Source organism: Citrobacter sp. ABFQG, assembly GCF_004322975.1.
In the GTDB taxonomy this organism is placed as follows: domain Bacteria; phylum Pseudomonadota; class Gammaproteobacteria; order Enterobacterales; family Enterobacteriaceae; genus Citrobacter; species Citrobacter freundii.
In genome coordinates, this window is sequence record NZ_CP036435.1 from 2623815 (window position 1) to 2640798 (window position 16984).

Below are 16984 nucleotides of genomic sequence, written 5' to 3' on the forward strand. Positions count from 1 at the left end.
GGCTGCCTTTTTTATTGCATTAATTAGCCTGAACGCGAATCGGCGCGGTGACGGCGAACAGCCACGGACGAGCCTCTGCATTCACGCGAGGGGATAACGTCTCTCTGACCTGCTGGTGGTAATCATCAATCCATTGCTTTTCAGCTTCACTCAACAGATGCAGTTCAACCAGGTTCAAATCAATCGGCACCAGCGTCAGCGTTGAGAAACGACAGAAGCCAGGGCGGCTGTTGATTATTTCCACCTGGTTCTCAATACGGATCCCATATTGCCCGGCCAGATAGTAACCCGGTTCGATAGTGATGATATTGCCCGCGACCAGAGGCCAGGGGTTTACTTTCTTGGCAATGCGATGGGGTTGTTCATGGATAAGCAACTGGTGGCCTACGCCGTGTCCTGTTCCATGATCAAAATCCAGGCCTAAATCCCACAACGCCCGACGGCTAAAGGCATCCAGTTGATGGCCCTGAGTGCCGCTGGGAAACTGCAGTGAAATAAGCGACAAAAAGCCTTTCAGCACGGCGGTGTAATGCAGACGACGTTGCGGATCCTGTGGACCAAACGCGAAGGTACGCGTCGTATCCGTCGTACCATTGTGGTACTGGCCGCCGGAATCATTCAGATACATGGCCTGCGAGGTAATTGGCGTATTGGTTTTTTCACTGGAGTGGTAATGACACATCGCCGCATTGCTGGCAGAGGCCGATATCGTGCTGAAGCTTTGCTCAATAAATCCCGGCTGCTGCTGGCGAAATTCCAGTTGCTTCGCCTGGGCTTCCAGTTCGGTGACCGGATTGCCAGCCGCTTCGCGCAAAGGGACTTCATGGGCCAGCCAGGCAAGGAAATTAACCCAGGCAGCGCCATCTTGTTCATGGCATTCCCGATAGCCCGCCAGTTCAACGTCATTTTTGTGGGCTTTCATCAAGGTGATGGGATCAGGGGCCCATAAGACGTTGCCACCGTGTTCTTCAATGGCAAAACGCAACGCAACCGGGGCGTAGTCTTTATCGACCAGGAAGCGTTTCCCACTGGCCAGTTGCTGGCAACGTACCAGGAAACTCTCTTGCGGGGCCAGCGTGAGCGTGTTTAGCAGTGATACGGGGAGTTGCTGCGTTTTGTTGCTATCCACAAACCATTCCAGCTCACCGCTGCGATGGAGCAGGGCAAACGAAAACGGTACTGGCACCATAGCCAGATCTGAACCGCGTACATTCAACAGCCAGGCAATGTTATCCGGCAGGGTAATTGCCAGTACGTCAGTCTCATGTTGAGCGAGTTGTTCCACGACGCGGGCACGCTTTTGCGTGCTGCTTTCCCCGCTGATTTCAATGGGCATTTCACGAATGATGCCGCAGGGGGCTGCCGGTCGGTCAAGCCACACCTGGTCAAAAGGATCTTGCTCAAGAGGTACCAGCTCGCAATGAGTTGCCGACAAGGCTTCAAACTGGCTGTTGACCATCAGCAGTGGTTCAAAGCCGATACGTGTACCCGCTGCAACGTGAGACTGCAAATAGTCGGCCAGCGGTTCATCGTGTAAATGATGAATTTCAAAATCATCCAGCGAGACTTCATTGCGTACCTGGACCTGATAGCGTCCATCGACAAACATTAACGCGCGATCCCGAAGGACCAACGCGAGGCCGGCAGAACCGCTAAATCCGGTCAGCCAGGCCAGTTTATTGTCATGCGGCGTACAATCTTCGCTTTGATGAGCGTCGGCGCGCGGAACAATCATGCCATCCAGCCCCTGCGCTATCAGCAGGTTGCGCAGGGCGGAAAGAGGAGTTGAGATGTGCATAGTTAACCTTCAGGTCTTAACGGAACGGCGGTTCGTTGAATGTACGTAATTTACGGGAGTGCAGTCGGTCGCCTTCAGCACGCAGACGATCGATAGCCCGGATACCTATTTGCAGATGCTCAGAAATAGCACCTTCATAAAAACGGTTGGCCTGACCAGGTAGTTTGATCTCACCGTGCAGCGGCTTGTCGGAAACGCACAGCAGCGTGCCGTACGGAACGCGGAAACGGTATCCCTGAGCGGCGATGGTGGCGCTTTCCATATCGATAGCCACCGCGCGACTGAGGTTGAAACGCAGCGCAGAAGCGGAATAGCGTAGCTCCCAGTTACGATCGTCGGTGGTGACGACAGTACCGGTACGCAAGCGCTGTTTAACTTCTTCACCGGGCATACCGCTGACTTCTTTGGTGGCGTCATACAGGGCGCGTTGTACTTCCGCAATGCTCGGAATCGGAATATCCGGCGGTAGTACGGCATCCAACACGTGGTCGTCACGCAGATAAGCATGGGCCAGAACATAGTCGCCAATCGCCTGACTTTCACGCAGACCACCGCAGTGACCAATCATCAGCCAGACGTCAGGACGCAGTACGGCCAGATGATCGCAAATGGTTTTGGCGTTAGACGGGCCAACGCCGATATTGACCAGCGTGATCCCCTGACCGTCAGCCGTGATTAAATGCCAGGCGGGCATCTGGTGTTTCTTCCAGGCGAGATCGGAGATGGCTTCTTCTGGCGCTTCGGTTTCGGCGGTGATCCAGATCCCGCCCGCACAAGAGAGCGCGATATATGGGCTGTCCGGGTCGAGGATCTGGCTGCAACCCCAACGCACAAACTCATCGACGTAGCGGGTGTAGTTGGTGAACAGCACAAAAGGTTGAAAATGTTCAACCGGCGTTCCCGTGTAATGACGTAGTCGCGCCAGCGAAAAATCCACGCGTCGGGCATCGAAGTGAGACAGCGGAGAAAATTCCGCCGGATGAAAAATCCCGTCTGCCGTTTCGTCACCAATCTGCGACAATTCAGTGGTGGGGAAATGGCGCGTTAATCCGGCGCTCATCGAGCGATCCAGCGTCAGTTCTGAACCGTCAATCACATAGGGATAGGGGATTTCATGCTGCGACGGCTCGACGGAGATATGCGCATCATAATCCTGATACAGCAGCGTGAGCTGTTCTTCAAGATACGGACGAAAAAGCGACGGACGGGTAATCGTAGTGGTATAGCTGCCCGCATGGGTAAAACGCCCATAGGCTCGGGTTTTCGGGGGATTGGTGGCGATGCCATCCCAGGTGACACACAGTGATGGGTAAACAAAAAGACCGTTATGGCGGGCGATTACATCAGGGAGCGTCCCTGTTTCAATATACTTACCAATGGCGCTACGCAGTGCTTTAACCGACTGCTCGTACAGCGCGTCCAGTTTATCCAGTGCCTGAGTTGGGGTCAGGCTGGAGCCCTTATTGTTCATGTCTGTCTCCTTGTTCCACAGATGTACTGCTCTCCCGATAGTATGTCACAGGAATGTGAAACAAAAGTCAGACGTTGAGGAAGATTGCGCGAAGACCGGACGGCCTCCGCACCCGGGCTTAACCGTGCTGCTTATCCCGCATCAGCAATGCTGTAGTCGCGGAAATAAGACAACCCGCCATCAGATAAATGGCTACACTGTGCCAGTCTCCGCCGGAGAATGTTACCAGTGCAGCAGCAATGAAGGGGGTAAAACCGCCGCCAACTACGCTTGCTACCTGATAACCAACGCCTGCGCCGCTGTAGCGATAGCTTGCGCCAAACAAACCGGTAAACATAGGCTGCTGTACGCAGACCACCATATCGTGTGCAATGTTGGCCAACATAATCGCGAAGAACACGATCCAGAAAATGGATTGCGCTTCTAACGCCATAAAGAACGGGAATGCGCTAAGCGTCCCGACCAGTGCGCCAGTAATGTAAACGCGCCGGCGACCAAAGCGGTCGGCGAGCCAGGCAAAGCAGGGGATGGTCAGACAGCTCAGTCCACCAACTAACAACCCGATATTCAGAAACAGTTCGCGAGGTAAGCCCAGATTCTGCGTGGAGTAATTAAGGGCAAACGCGGTGACGATATACATCGTCAGCAGTTCACACAGGCGCAGAGCGATAATTTTCAAAAACGCCCCTGGATGACGGATTAATGCCTCGACTACCGGTAGTCTCTTTTTCTCTGGTTGCGGTGCCTGCTGCTGCTGTTCGAATTCGGCCGATTCATCCATTCGGTTACGCATCCACAACGCGCCCAATACCAGCACGATGCTGAACAGGAATGGAATACGCCAGCCCCAACTCAGGAACTGCTCATCGGTGGTTTGCGAGCTAATCAGCGAGACCAGACCGGTAGAAAGTAACAGTCCGACGCCGTAACCAACCTGAACGCCGCTGCTGTAGAAGGCTTTTTTATTTTTCGGCGCGCTTTCGACCGAGAGCAACGCTGCGCCGCCCCATTCACCGCCAACGGCGAATCCCTGAATAGCACGCAGCGTCACCAGCAGAACGGGAGCCCACCAGCCAATGGTGTCAAAAGAGGGAATAATCCCGATCAGCGCAGTGGCAATACCCATCATCCAGACGGTAAGCATCAGCATACGTTTACGGCCCAGACGATCGCCGAAGTGGCCGAAGATCACCCCGCCTAACGGACGGAACAAAAATCCGACGCCAAAGGTAGCAAATGCGGCAAGTGTCCCCATCGCTGGGCTGACTTGCGGGAAGAACTCGCGGTTAAAGACCAGTGCGGCAGTAATGCCATAAAGCAGAAAATCATACCAGTCGACCACGGCACCCGCGAAGCTGCCAAGCGCAGCGCGTCGTGCGCGGTTAAGCGAAGAGGCGTCCTGTTGGGGACCCGTGGAGGTGAGGGTGGAATCCATAGTTATCCTGTCTGTACTGTTTTTTAGTTATTAGTATTTGAGTTGGGTTACACACATTGCAGTCGCAATATTAACGACCGTTATGAGATTACCGCGACAGACGGGAAGTGAAAACGATTATCTCCCTCATCTGATGGCAACATGAAAAATAAGATGAATGAAAAATCTGAATCTGGTGGAATCTTGGCCTGTCAGGAGTATTCTGATTTCAGGCGGAGCATTAGGATTACTGTATTTGGGGAAGCTATAAACCCACTTTCATAATGGTATACGGAGATTCAGTGAAACCACATCGCTCATAAGCACGAATCGCAAGCCCGTTATCTCCGTGGACATATAAGCGAAGCTCCAGTACCTTTTGTTCAAAATGTGCGCGGTAGATGCGGTAGCCCAGCGCATTAAGCAACATCGCGTCGGCCGGTGTGGCGTCACGGATTTGTAATGTCATGAATGATTCCCGTCCTGGTAATAAATTGACGATTACTGAATGATATCAAAACTGTCGGTGATACAGTGGGATGCGAATATTTCAGAGGCTTGTCAGTATGAAGATTGTTTTTATCCCTGCGTTGATCGTAGTCCTGATTGATAAAGAACAGGACATAGGACGGGAATTGACCCGCGATGAGGTTGAGTCCATTCGCGATGGTGCTACAGCCATCCGCCTGCCGGCCGAAGCAGCCGAGGATATAATCAGAGAGCGTGGCTACCGCGATATTGATCCTGAGAATGTCTGGCGCGAGTGGCAGGCGTATAAAGCTGACTGAATGTCGATGGGAACACACTGCTTTAGTGGCACATGAAAATTGTGCACTTACACGGATGCGTTTACTCAACACCTGGTGTGGAGCTGAGGGGCAACTTTGAGCGAGGGGCTGACATTGTGCTTAAATAATAATGATGGCTCTGGCAGGATGGGTGTTCAATGATTGCAAGGTGACCACTAATTCAGGTGACGTAAATGTGTAGCAATCCCCCACTTTAGGCCGATACATTTTCCATTAATCAGGTCGATAACAGAATAACTTGCATTGGGGTGAGCATAGCGAGGGAAACTATTGACAGTCCCTTCTTTAAGAATTGCCAGAGTGCCCTGACTGACATGCCCGTGAGACACAATACATATTGTTTGTTGATGTGATGAAGTATCTTCCAGGTTTTGTAAAAAACGCATAACTCGCTGAGAAGCATGCGCCAGTGACTCCCCCCCAGGTGGACAATACTCTGCATCAAGCCTGAATAATGCATTTGAATCGTTCGGATGTTTTTGTCTGAGTAGTTCTAACGGCATACCTTCAAACTGACCAAAGGCCTGCTCTTTAAGGGCCGGTTCAGCCGTCAGTGAACAGCGAAAGTGTTCAGCCAGGCTTTGCCCCATTTGCCAGGCACGTCCAAGCGGAGAAGCGTAAACACGCTCTATTTGATATTCACTTGCACTAAACGCTGCTAGTAGGACGGATGTTTCACGCAAACCCCGACAGGTCAAGGAGCTATCGCTGTGCCCCTGAATAATTCCGTCCAAATTCCACTCTGTTTCTGCGTGTCGAACAAGTATCAATTTCATCGTTAGCGGGCCATGCTCGTTGTTGTTCAAAATGCCCCAACAGCGCGATGTAAAATACACACCGTTGAAGCAGCAGAAGGCTTTCCGGTTTTGGAAATAATGAACAAGTGTAGCTTATTGCCGTTATGCAGCGGCTCTGGGTGTGAGGCGCTGAATTTTATCCGTAGTTAACTTCCGCTTTTGGCACTCAGCGGACGTTGGCATGAAGCAACCCGGCGCCCGTTAATATTAAGCGGAAAGATGAATTAACGCGTCTCCCCGTTTCTCCATCCTCTTCGCTTTTCCTTTATCCTGCCTCTCTTGCTGTGCATACAGCGACGTGTTATCACTCGTTAAATGCAAAAATTACCGAAGTTACGAGAACTTGCATTAGCCACGGATAATCAGCGTACCGAAACCTGCATTTCACGGGTTGCTATGGTGTTGAGGGTAATCCCTGAACACCGCCTGTCTGCAATTTATGAACCGATGATTAACATGGTTTTGACTGGTCCTAAACGCATGATGATTGATGACAGAACGCTGCAATATTATTCAGCTCAGAACAGTTGAAATGTTACCTGGGCAGGGTGAAGTCATCACAGCGCAAGTGATATGACAGGCGACCTGTTGAGACCATGGTACCATTACAGCTTGTGTCATTTACCTCACTACACACATCGGCCTACCAGATACTGGTTCGGGGTGTATTTCCGTATCCACATTGAATACGGTTCTCAGCAATCCAGGGTTCATCACCGCTTCTGGTGTGCCTTGCGCCATAATATGTCCGTTCGCCATTACCACCAGATGATCGCAGTACCGGCTGGCCTGATTAAGGTCGTGCAGCACTGCGACCACCGTTTTCCCCTGAGCCCGGAGTTCGCCCATTAACCGCATCAGTTCCACCTGGTGATTGATATCGAGATAGGTGGTTGGCTCATCGAGTAGTATGACGGGTGTATTCTGGGCCAGGACCATCGCCAGAAAGGCGCGCTGGCGCTGACCGCCGGAAAGATCGGTTAATCGTCGGTCGGCAAGATGTTGGATCCGGGTCTGGTGCATAGCATCTTGGACCCGCGCATTGTCTTCAACGGAGAGACGCCCCCAGAGTGACAACCACGGGTTGCGACCGTACGAAACAAGCTCCTGGACGGTGATCCCCTCTGGCGTTAAATGGTGCTGGGGCAGCAGCGCCAGCCTGCGGGCTAGCTGGCGTGATGAGAGCGTGTTGATGGCATTATCGCCGAGAAATACGCCACCGGATTGCGGCGCTAACAGCCGTGAAAAACAGTTTAGCAACGTCGATTTCCCGCAGCCGTTAGGGCCGAGCAGGGCGGTTGTCTTCCCCGCTGGTAGGGCGAGTGAAACGCCATCAAGGATCTTGTTTGTACCGTAACAGACCGTCAGATTTTCAGTTCGTAATGTCATTTATCGCATTCTCACAAGCAGCCAGACAAACCACGGTGCACCGATAATGGCGGTCAGTACGCCAGCCGGAAGCTCCAGCGGGGGATGAGTAATTCGCGCCAGCAGGTCGGCAACCACCAGCAGCAACGCACCTGTCATGGCCGATATGGGCAGCAGCCAGCGGTGACGCCCACCGGTAATACTGCGCACCATATGCGGCACCACAAGACCAATAAAGCTAATCGGGCCGCAGACGGCCACGCCGGTAGATGTCATGGCGACGGCCAGTAGCAAAGCCAGGAACCGGATACGCGGCACCGACACACCGAGCGTGGTGGCGCGCGCATCGCCCAGTGCCAGAAGGTCGAGATCGCGGCAAAAAACCAGGCTCAGCGGCAGAAACAACATCAGCAGCGGGACGGCAATCTTCACAAAGCTCCAGTCACGGCCCCATAAGCTGCCGGTTAGCCACAGCAGAGCGCTGTTCACATCCTGCGGACGCGAAAGCATCAGCCAGTCCGTCAGGCTGGCCCAGCAGGCAGACAGCGCGATACCCGTGAGTGCCAGCTTCATCGGCTGGCTGGTGTTCGCCAGCATTCTCAGCAGGATCAGGCCCACCATGCCACCGGCAAAGGCCAGCAGCGGCAGAGCAATCACCGGCAGTGACGGTACGAGAAGCAGTGCGCCCACAGAGGCAAGGCTGGCGGCATGGTTTACGCCGAGAATATCCGGCGACGCCAGAGGGTTACGCACGATCCCTTGTACCAGAACGCCTGCAACCGCGAGGGCTGCACCGACAAACAGCGCCAGCAGCAGTCGCGGCAGGCGGTACGCCGTTAACACGTAATGATACTCACGCCCGGCCTGCCAGTCGGTCAGCAGGGCGCGCCAGGGAACGGCGATCACCCCCATTTGTAGAGACAACAGCGAAAATCCTGCCAGTGCGAGGGCGATAAAAATGACTAACACAATTTTCAACCACGCCTCCTGACCAGCCAGACAAAGCAGGGCGCACCAATCAGAGCCACCACAGCCCCCGCGGGTAATTCGCCAGGGAAGGCCAGCGCGCGGGCCAGAACATCCGCCACTAGCATCAGCGTGGCGCCCATCAGTATGCTCATCGGCAGGAACTTGCGCTGGTCGAATCCTACCCAGAAGCGAGCCAGATGCGGCATCAACAGACCGATAAAAGCCACCGGGCCGGCCACGCTGACGCAGGTACCGACCAGAAGCAGCACCAGAATGTTGATGATTAAACGCAGCTTCGGCAGATTCACCCCCAGCGTGCGGGCGGTGCTGTCGCTGACGTTAAGCAGATTCAGTTGATTGGCCAGCAGCAACACCACCGGTATAGCAACTGCCACCACCGGGAAAAGCTGCCAGAACTCCTGCCAGCGTGCGTGGGATACGCCTCCCGCGAGCCAGTATAAAATGCCGTAAGCGTGATCTTCCGTCAGCAGCAGGGTGATGCGGGTCAGGGCCATGCAAAACGCCGAGAACGCGATGCCCGCGAGGATCAGTTTGTTTCTGTCCTGGGTGTGGCGAAATCCGCCGCCTGCGGTCATCACCAGCAGCCAGCTTACGCCGCCGCCACAGGCGGCGATAAAGGAGATGGAGTAACCCGAAACGGGCACGGGGCTGAGCGCGCTGGTCAGTGCCATAGCCAGCGCCGCGCCGCTGTTAATGCCGAGCAGTGAAGGGGAGGCCATTGAATTATGCGTCAGGGTCTGCAGCAGCGTTCCCGCGAGAGCCAGGCTTGCGCCGATCAGAATGGCGACCAGGCTTCGCGGCAAACGAAGGTTTTGCACCAGCGCTTGTGCAAGCGTCGGCGTATGGCCCGGCAGCAGGGCGCGAATAGCATCAACGCCAGAAACAGGAATGGCCGAGTAGCAAAACAGACTCAGCCAGAAAATTGCGATAAGCGCGGCAAGGGGCAGCCCCCATTGCAGTGCCGGATGTCTGAGAACTGTCATTTCACATCGGATAAAGGCTGGTGATGAAAGATTTTTACCGTGTCGCTGGCAATACGTTCGGCCGCAAAAATGCCGCGCATCCGCGCCCAGGCGTTACTGTCGACCGACGCCGTCTGCTGTTTTTGCGCAGCCGTTAACATCTGCCACAGCGGGTCTTGCTGCCAGCGTTTGACGATGCTCTCTTCGCGATAATGTGCGACCAGCAGCCATGTAGGATTAAGCGCCAGCAACTGCTCCAGGCCGATGGACGGCATAGACGCACCCGCCATCGCCGCAGGTACCTTCAGCCCCAGAGAGGTCAGGACGCCCCCGGTCCAGGTCTCCTGCGTGTGCAGGTTGAACTGCTGCTCCCGGGACGTACCAAACAACACCTGCGTGCCTTTTGGCAACTGGCTGGCCCACGCTGACATCTGTTGTTTGTGTTTCGCCAGGCGTGACTGCATCTGTGCCTTTTTGCCCACAATCTCGCCGATGATGGCCGCAGACTGAAGATTTTCAGCGTAGGTTTCATTGCGAGATTTCAGCAGCAGCACCGGTGCAATTTGCTGTAAGGCGCTGAAAATACCCGCATGACGGCTGCTGTCGGCAATGATCAGGTCCGGTTTCAGCGCGCTGATGGCTTCTAAACTCGGCTGCGCACGCGTGCCGACAGACTGCCAGGGTTTCAGATGGGCGCGAACTTCAGGAAGAATGCGCGTGGCATCGTTATCGTCGGCAATGCCGATCGGACTAACATCGACGGCAGCCAGCGCGTCCGCGAACGACAGCTCCAGTACCACTATCCGCTGTGGCGTTTTATCAAGCGTAAAGGTGCCATGTTCGTCCTGAACCGTGGCTGCAAAAGCGTGGCTGGTGACCAGCAGCAGAGCGGCGAAAAGTGTGCGGATAAATGTGAACATCGGTGCTCCTGAAAGCCGGGTGGCGCTGCGCTTACCCGGCCTACGAAATCGGTGTGAATTAGAACTTCAACGACCCCTGCATATACAGAGTGCGCGGCTGGCCTGCGTAGATGCCTTTGTTGTTGTCGTCATAAGAGCGGGTGAAGTACGCCTGGTCGAAGATATTTTTCACGCCGAACGCCAGGTTCAGGTCTGCCATTTGCGGACCAAAATCATAAGCTACGCGTGCGCCCCAGAGCATGAAGCCCGGGATGCGGCCGGTGCTGCCGTCGGCGCTCTCTTTCACGGTGTTGGCGTTATCCGCAAACTGGCTGGACTGGAAATCGCTGTTCAGGTTGAAGGTCCAGCTACCCGGTTTATAGTCCACGCCCAATGTGCCTTTGTGTTTCGGCGAGAACGGCACCTGGTTGCCGTAGGTGTCGCCTTTCTCGCGGATCTCGGCGTTCACATACGCATAGCTTGCGTAGACCGAAACGTTGTCGAGCGTTGGCGTCAGCGTGCCGAGGTCATAGCGGGCCTGGGTTTCCAGCCCGGTATGGCGCGTTTTACCCCGTGCGGTTACAGTGTCGTTGGTCTGGTTGGAGTCGTACTGATTATTAAAGTTAATCAGGAACAGCCCCATTTCCGCGGTCAGCGCGCCACCGTCGTATCGGGTTCCGAGCTCCCAGGTTCGCGCTTTTTCCGGTTCCACATTGCCGCTTTGCACAGCCTTGCCAATTTGGCTGTACTGTACGGTGCCGAATGAGCCTTCAGTGTTTGCATAAAGATTCCAGCTGTCAGTCAGGTGATAGAGCACGTTTAGCGCCGGAAGTGGGGCGTTGTAGCTCACTTCCTCATGCGTGCCTTTGATGGCGTTGTTCTGGTATGACTCGATATGTTCAAAGCGCATACCCGGTGTGATCGTCCAGTTGCCTACGTCGATTTTGTCATCCAGATACCAGGCGTGCGCTTCGGTACCGGAACGGGTGTCGCGATCGTAAGGGCTAGCGCTGGACGGGAGTTGTCCGCTGCTGGTGGCGGTGTAATAACGCATTTCATGCGTCGACTCGCTCACATAGCGATATCCCACTCCGACTTCGTGCGCGGAAGAGCCAAGCATAAAGCTCTGGCTGTAGCGCGGTTCAATGCCGCGTACCCAGTAGTTACGCGGTGAAAGGGTGATGCGTTTGCCCTGTTCCAGGTAGCCGCTACGCAGGGTTTCGGTGTAGAAGCCCTGAATATTGAATTTATGCTGGCTGTCCGGCTGGAACTGATAGCCGAGGCTTGCCAGTTTGCGGCGCCCCCAGAAGCGATCGTAAGGGCGCGTGGACTGCCAGCGGTCGGCGTTGTAATCCGCGCGCGACAGGCCGCCGGGCATGTCGGCTTCTCCGTCGTAGTATTGCAGCAGGCTGTTGAAGGTGTGCACGTCGTTCGGCGCATATTTGCTTTTCAGCATCAGGTCGTCGATGCGCGTCGCGCTGTGCTCGCGCCAGTCGCTGCCGCGCGTGCCGGAGTAAAGCAGGGCGGTACCAAAACCGTTATCCGCCGTGCCGCCCACCATCAGGTTGTGCGTCTCTTTGGGATTATTTTGTGAGGACGTTGGGCTGAGCTGGCCTTCCATGCCGGCTTCGATCCCGAAGTCTTGCGGAATGGCGCGGGTGACAAAGTTCACCACGCCGCCCACGCTCTGCGGCCCGTAACGCACAGCACCGCCGCCGCGCACCACATCGATGGCGTCCATATTTCCGAGCGAAACAGGTGCCAGGGAAAGCTGCGGCTGGCCGTAAGGGGCAAACGGCACCGGAATACCGTCCATCAGTACCGTTGAACGGCTGGCCAGGCGCGGGTTCAGGCCGCGAATACCAAAGTTCATCGCCAGATCGTGGCTACCGGTACCGTTGTTTTCTGGGGCGGTAACGCCAGGAATGCGGTTCAGCACCTCGCGCATGGTCGTCGCGCCGGTTTTGGCGAAATCTTCACGGCGGATAACGTCACGCGCGCCGGCATGTTCGAATACGTCGTTTTCGCGCGCATCGCCCAGCCAGTCGCCCACCACGGTCAGGGAATCTTCTTGCGGTGTTGGTGCGTGCTCCAGTGTCCAGCTGTTATTACCTAGTGGTTTCACCTGCAGGCCGCTACCGTTCAGCAGCTGCTGCAAACCACTCTCAACATCGTAGTCACCGTGAAGACCGTTACTCTGTTTGCCGCGCGTCAGGCTGGCGTCAACAGACAGGGTAATTCCGCTGCGTGCGGCATATTGGTTTAGCGCTTTATCGAGTGAGCCTGGTGCAATATCAATCTGCGCTGCGAAAGCGGATAACGAGAGCCCAGCCAGCGGCAGCAGGCTCAGGCGAATGGCGTTAACCAAAGGTGTTGTTTTGCTAAAAACGCGTAAAGGCGTCATACCTTCTCCATCATCATTTTTGTTGTGTTCAGCTATGAGTCGAATGAGAAGGGGAAAAAGGACAATGAAAATGAGAATTATTTTTCTTACAGTGCCAAAATATTGACCCAGTATCGCGTAATAGTCTGAATTTTCACTGGAAGTGTCTGGGCAATAATATCCAGAATCGCATCGGTATTTTTCAGCGGGAAAGTGCCACTCAGGCGCAGCCCGGCCACCGCCGGATCGCAACGCAGCACGCCGTTGCGATAACGGCTCAGCGTGGCAATCACTTCACCCAGAGGTTTATCGCTAAAGCTCAGAATGCCCTGCGTCCAGGCGGCGCTTTCATCATCCGCTGAGGTAATTGCACTAAATTCAGACGCGCTAAACTGCAGGCTCTCGCCAGCGCTGACGATGCGTTTTTCCTGCGGACGGTTTGCCAGTAAGACTTCAACCGCGTGTTGTTGAACGGTAACGCGTGTTACGTTGTCCTGCTGGTAGACGGTAAATTCTGTGCCTAACGCGGTGAGCAGGCCCTGGCGGGTCACAACGTGGAAAGGTCTCTGCTGCGCGTCTTTTGCGGTAGTAATAGCAATTTCGCCGTACCAGAGATGGACAGCGCGTTGACGCGTATCAAAACGAACGTCCGCGGCGCTTTGCGTGTTGAGCGTCAGCAGCGAGCCATCGTCCAGCCGCTGATGGCTGACAGCCCCTTTGGCGGTGCGGTAGTCTGCGCGCAGACCTTCTCCGGCTTCAGATTGCCAGAGCTGCCAGCCGCCGCCCACGCCGAGCAGCAGCAGTAGCCCTTTCATGACATGACGACGGGTAAGACGCGTATCGTGCAGCGCCCGGCTGGCGATATCGCCCGGAACGCTGCTGAGCTGGCTGCGCAGGTTTTCAACCTGTTGCCAGGCCCACTGATGATCTTTGTCCTCTTCATACCATTGTTGCCAGCGTGCTTCCTGCTGTGGGCTGACACGCTCGCCGCTCAATACAGCATACCAGTGTGATGCCGAGCGCAAAGCCTGACGGCGAGAATCGGTGATAGAAGCGTTCACAGACCGTGCTCCAGACGAAACAGCAGACAATGTTCGATAGCCTTTGCCATATATTTTTTCACTGAACTGACCGAAACACCGAGCTTTAGCGCTATTTCGCTGTAGGTCAGACCATCCAGCTGCGAAAGGAGAAACGCTTCGCGTGTTTTTCCGCTCAGCCCGTCAAGCATGCTGTCGATGAGTTGCAGGGTTTCGAGCTGACTCTCGCGTTCCTCGGGCGAAGGCGCGAGATTTTCCGGCATAAGCGCCAGCATCTCCAGATAGGCTTTTTCCAGCGCGTTTCGGCGAAACAGGTCGACCATCACCCGTTTGGCGAGAGTGCACAGAAAGGAACGCGGATCGCGGATCGTCGAGAGCGGCCCGCTGCCCATTACCCGTAGAAAAGTGTCCTGGGCAATGTCATCTGCATCAAAGGCGGACTGGAGTTTGCGCGTCAGCCAGCTTTTCAGCCAGCCGTGATGTGCGCCATAAAGCGACTCGAGCGTAAAGGAAGCAGTGGTAGTGGCGTGGTCAGACATGCGGAATGTATCAAAAGTTAATTATCACGCGATTATAGTAATATGAGAATGGTTATCATTACAATTGGAAATATAATTGTATTACGTTGAACTTCTTAATGCGTTGTTATTTATAAAAATGTTCTGAGGTGGATATCGGAAGGGGAAGAGGGAGTCTGCTTAAGGCATGTGACGGTTGGAATGACATCTGACCATGCCTGCTGTGAGCGTGGAGCAGCTGTTACTTTTCGGGAAAAGGTGAGTTGCGGATCAGGAAATGCTCAATCGAGTCGATTAAACCGGGAGCTAAGGGGAGCGCGGGTTCAGCGTATGTTGCGATATTCGCTTTGCGATCGTCCGAAGTCACCTCTTTCATAACATGGTTCATATTGGGCAGTACAACCAGGGACGCTTGAGGATTCGCGGCCTTAAGCAGTCTTGCATCCGTTTCTTCCACCTGGAGGTCGCGTTGCCCTTGTAGCACTAACACGGGTTTGGAGATACTCGAAATGAGATGACCCGGATTATATGAAAACGCATTGATCAAAAACCCCTGAACCGCAGGATTAAAGAGACTTTGTAGTGCTGGGTGCATATTCGTAATATCGACTCGCCGCCGATTCTCCAGGGCATCAATTATCGGCAGTGCCTGCTTTAATAGCATTTCGTTTTCCGGATTAGCGTTAAGTTGCCCCCTCAACACCTCGCCCATCGGTCTCCCGGGCGTTGCGATAAGAACCACGCCGCACACATCCTCTTCTTGAGCCGAGGCAAGTGCGACTACGCCCCCTTCGCTGTGTCCTAAAACCCAAATACAGGGAGTGTGCATGTGACGTCTAAGCACGTCTACCCAGGATCGAACGTCGTCAACATAGTTAGCAATCGTCACCGCGTTGGCATCCTCTACGGCCATTGCGCTAGCGAACATTCCACGTTTGTCGATACGAAGCGTCGCAAAGCCTTTAGCCGCCAGGCCTTCAGCAAGAAGTCGGTAAGGCGATGCATTCACTCCAAGCGGGTTGTTTCCATCCCGATCGGTCGGCCCGGAGCCAGGAACGATAAGAACAACGGCTGTTGGTTTTGAATTCGGGGTGAGTAATGTGCCTTTTAAAGGCCCTTTTGGTCCAGCGGCATCCAGGACAGTTTCGGAAAAGGTCACTGGTACTGCCGCCAGACTCACAAATGGGCAGGCGCCCAAAAGGGCAATTGAGGCGGCAATATTCATCGGAGATGTTCCTGTAAAATTCAGCGTACCCGTCAATTTATATTATAAATATGGCCTGCTCTCCATTGATTAATACATCAGCGGCGATAGAAAAGTCCGCTGTGAGCGAGGAGCGGACGTTTACACCTCACGAACGAACTCAAACATAAAATTTTTCCAGTTATGCAGTGGCTATAAGGTATGTATTGACATGATATCTATGCCAAAATGAATTAAATTTAATCATTTACGGAGTATTGCAAATCATGGCTATTGTGTTTATTCCTGCCCTTGTTGTGCTGCTTGAAGCCAAAGAGAAGGACTTCGGACGAGAATTGACACGAGAGGATGTTGAGTCAATCCGTGATGATGCTACTGCTATTGAGTTACCTGCTGAGATTGCCAAGGACATGATCGAAAGCCGAGGCTATCCCGATATTGATGCGAAAAATGCCTGGGATGAGTGGTTACTATATAAAAAGACCATAAATTCTTAAGAGCATTGATGTGCTTCGAACAGAACTTCTCTAAATCGATCAACTATTCGGTAAAGGAATATTATGATTTTTGGTGATCCCTATCGCTTTGCAATCTGGATTGAATACGTTCCGCAGTGGGGCGATTCTATAAAAAATGGTTTTTTTTATTTCTTTTTGAACGGGAGTATGTATCCTAATGATATCCGCACATCGACCTTATTCGTTGATTATGATGATGTTATTGATTCTGAAAATGCTCTTATAGCTATGCCATGTGATGATGAAATATTTAATGCATCTACGGATAAAGCTTTTGAATATCTGTATAAAATGGCTTACCCACAGCCCACGTCAGAGGATGAATATCCTGATGGAATTTGTAAGTTCAATGCTTCACCCACGATCATTTTAGAATCTGGAGCATGTTTTTTTGCCGTTTCGAACAAAAATTTCGTTAGAATCTTAGGTGGTAAGGTATCTGAATTAGTCTCACATGGTGAGAGACGCGTTTGGCAAGATATAAAGCACCCTGTTATAGAAGATATAACTATAGAAAAAATCGAAATTAATAAAATAATTTCAAGCTTTAAGGAATATACCACTTCTTTATTACAAATAGATCGTTAATGACATTCAAGGGCTAGGGATTTTGCATTTAAACCACTTATATCCTCATCTGAGAAAATCACAGCGAGGGTGTTTGTAACGCCCAGTATTCAGCTTAAATATGCACGAAATTCCTCTACTCAATGGGCACAAACCATGTTGCAAACTTCCGCTCCTGGCACGAAGCGGACTAGGTCACTGAGGTGAAGGTCCGCTGTGAGCGAGGAGCGGACATTGGATTTGAGA

Annotated in this window: 17 protein-coding genes; 4 read left to right on the forward strand and 13 right to left on the reverse strand. The window is 53.4% G+C overall.

All coding sequences use genetic code 11. The annotated features are described in order from the left end of the window. Positions 1-19: 19 nt before the first annotated feature. From WN16_RS12755 to WN16_RS12770, 4 genes are all read right to left on the reverse strand, one after another. Positions 20-1798, reverse strand: a complete 1779-nt coding sequence (locus WN16_RS12755; protein ID WP_032936192.1) for an aminopeptidase P family protein — start codon at positions 1796-1798, stop codon at positions 20-22. A 16-nt stretch (positions 1799-1814) separates the two neighbouring features. Then, complete coding sequence (locus WN16_RS12760; protein ID WP_003836722.1) at positions 1815-3269, reverse strand: AMP nucleosidase; 1455 nt, start codon at positions 3267-3269, stop codon at positions 1815-1817. A gap of 118 nt (positions 3270-3387) precedes the next feature. Continuing rightward, a complete protein-coding gene (gene shiA / locus WN16_RS12765) occupies positions 3388-4704 on the reverse strand; it encodes a shikimate transporter (protein WP_003036285.1) in 1317 nt (438 codons plus the stop codon). Between the two features lie 244 nt (positions 4705-4948). Continuing rightward, entirely contained in the window at positions 4949-5152 is a 204-nt protein-coding gene (locus WN16_RS12770; RefSeq protein ID WP_032936188.1) for a hypothetical protein, read from the reverse strand. Between the two features lie 97 nt (positions 5153-5249). Between WN16_RS12770 and WN16_RS12775 the strand changes: the two genes are divergently transcribed. Continuing rightward, the gene (locus tag WN16_RS12775; protein ID WP_003036289.1) at positions 5250-5471 is read left to right on the forward strand and encodes a hypothetical protein; all 222 of its coding nucleotides are present in this window, start codon (positions 5250-5252) and stop codon (positions 5469-5471) included. Between the two features lie 176 nt (positions 5472-5647). Here WN16_RS12775 and WN16_RS12780 read toward each other — a convergent pair whose 3' ends face one another. Beyond that, positions 5648-6268 carry a histidine phosphatase family protein gene (locus WN16_RS12780; protein ID WP_048241212.1) on the reverse strand — a complete coding sequence of 207 codons (621 nt, stop codon included), beginning with the start codon at positions 6266-6268 and terminating at the stop codon, positions 5648-5650. Positions 6269-6685: 417 nt separating this feature from the next. On the opposite strand from WN16_RS12780, the gene WN16_RS24695 reads away from it, so the two are divergent. Next, the gene (locus WN16_RS24695) at positions 6686-6820 is read left to right on the forward strand and encodes an AraC family transcriptional regulator N-terminal domain-containing protein (protein ID WP_224769972.1); all 135 of its coding nucleotides are present in this window, start codon (positions 6686-6688) and stop codon (positions 6818-6820) included. Positions 6821-6910: 90 nt separating this feature from the next. On the opposite strand, the gene fecE is transcribed toward WN16_RS24695, so the two are convergent. The 8 genes from fecE to WN16_RS12825 form a co-directional block, all read right to left on the reverse strand. Further along, entirely contained in the window at positions 6911-7678 is a 768-nt protein-coding gene (fecE, locus tag WN16_RS12790) for a Fe(3+) dicitrate ABC transporter ATP-binding protein FecE (protein ID WP_003036301.1), read from the reverse strand. Beyond that, entirely contained in the window at positions 7679-8635 is a 957-nt protein-coding gene (gene fecD / locus WN16_RS12795; protein WP_032936183.1) for a Fe(3+) dicitrate ABC transporter permease subunit FecD, read from the reverse strand. Next, entirely contained in the window at positions 8632-9630 is a 999-nt protein-coding gene (gene fecC / locus WN16_RS12800) for an iron-dicitrate ABC transporter permease FecC (RefSeq protein WP_032936181.1), read from the reverse strand. Before fecC ends, fecD begins: the two co-directional genes overlap by 4 nt. Next, the gene (locus tag WN16_RS12805; protein ID WP_032936179.1) at positions 9627-10529 is read right to left on the reverse strand and encodes a Fe(3+) dicitrate ABC transporter substrate-binding protein FecB; all 903 of its coding nucleotides are present in this window, start codon (positions 10527-10529) and stop codon (positions 9627-9629) included. The genes fecC and WN16_RS12805 overlap by 4 nt, the downstream gene beginning before the upstream one ends. Positions 10530-10587: 58 nt before the next feature. Beyond that, on the reverse strand, positions 10588-12912 hold the full coding sequence (fecA, locus tag WN16_RS12810) for a TonB-dependent Fe(3+) dicitrate receptor FecA (RefSeq protein ID WP_047715725.1): 2325 nt from the start codon (positions 12910-12912) through the stop codon (positions 10588-10590). 86 nt (positions 12913-12998) lie between these two features. Further along, entirely contained in the window at positions 12999-13952 is a 954-nt protein-coding gene (gene fecR / locus WN16_RS12815) for a ferric citrate uptake sigma factor regulator FecR (RefSeq protein WP_044700662.1), read from the reverse strand. Next, positions 13949-14470 carry a ferric citrate uptake sigma factor FecI gene (gene fecI, locus WN16_RS12820; RefSeq protein WP_032936172.1) on the reverse strand — a complete coding sequence of 174 codons (522 nt, stop codon included), beginning with the start codon at positions 14468-14470 and terminating at the stop codon, positions 13949-13951. The genes fecR and fecI overlap by 4 nt, the downstream gene beginning before the upstream one ends. Positions 14471-14690: 220 nt before the next feature. Continuing rightward, positions 14691-15674, reverse strand: coding sequence for an alpha/beta fold hydrolase (locus WN16_RS12825; protein WP_044700660.1), 984 nt, complete (start codon positions 15672-15674; stop codon positions 14691-14693). 245 nt (positions 15675-15919) lie between these two features. Between WN16_RS12825 and WN16_RS12830 the strand changes: the two genes are divergently transcribed. Together WN16_RS12830 and WN16_RS12835 are read left to right on the forward strand one after the other, a co-directional pair. Continuing rightward, positions 15920-16150, forward strand: coding sequence for a hypothetical protein (locus WN16_RS12830; protein ID WP_005120603.1), 231 nt, complete (start codon positions 15920-15922; stop codon positions 16148-16150). Positions 16151-16213: 63 nt separating this feature from the next. Further along, positions 16214-16759: an Imm42 family immunity protein gene (locus tag WN16_RS12835; protein ID WP_003840847.1), complete on the forward strand. Its 546-nt coding sequence runs from the start codon at positions 16214-16216 to the stop codon at positions 16757-16759. Positions 16760-16984 lie beyond the last annotated feature (225 nt).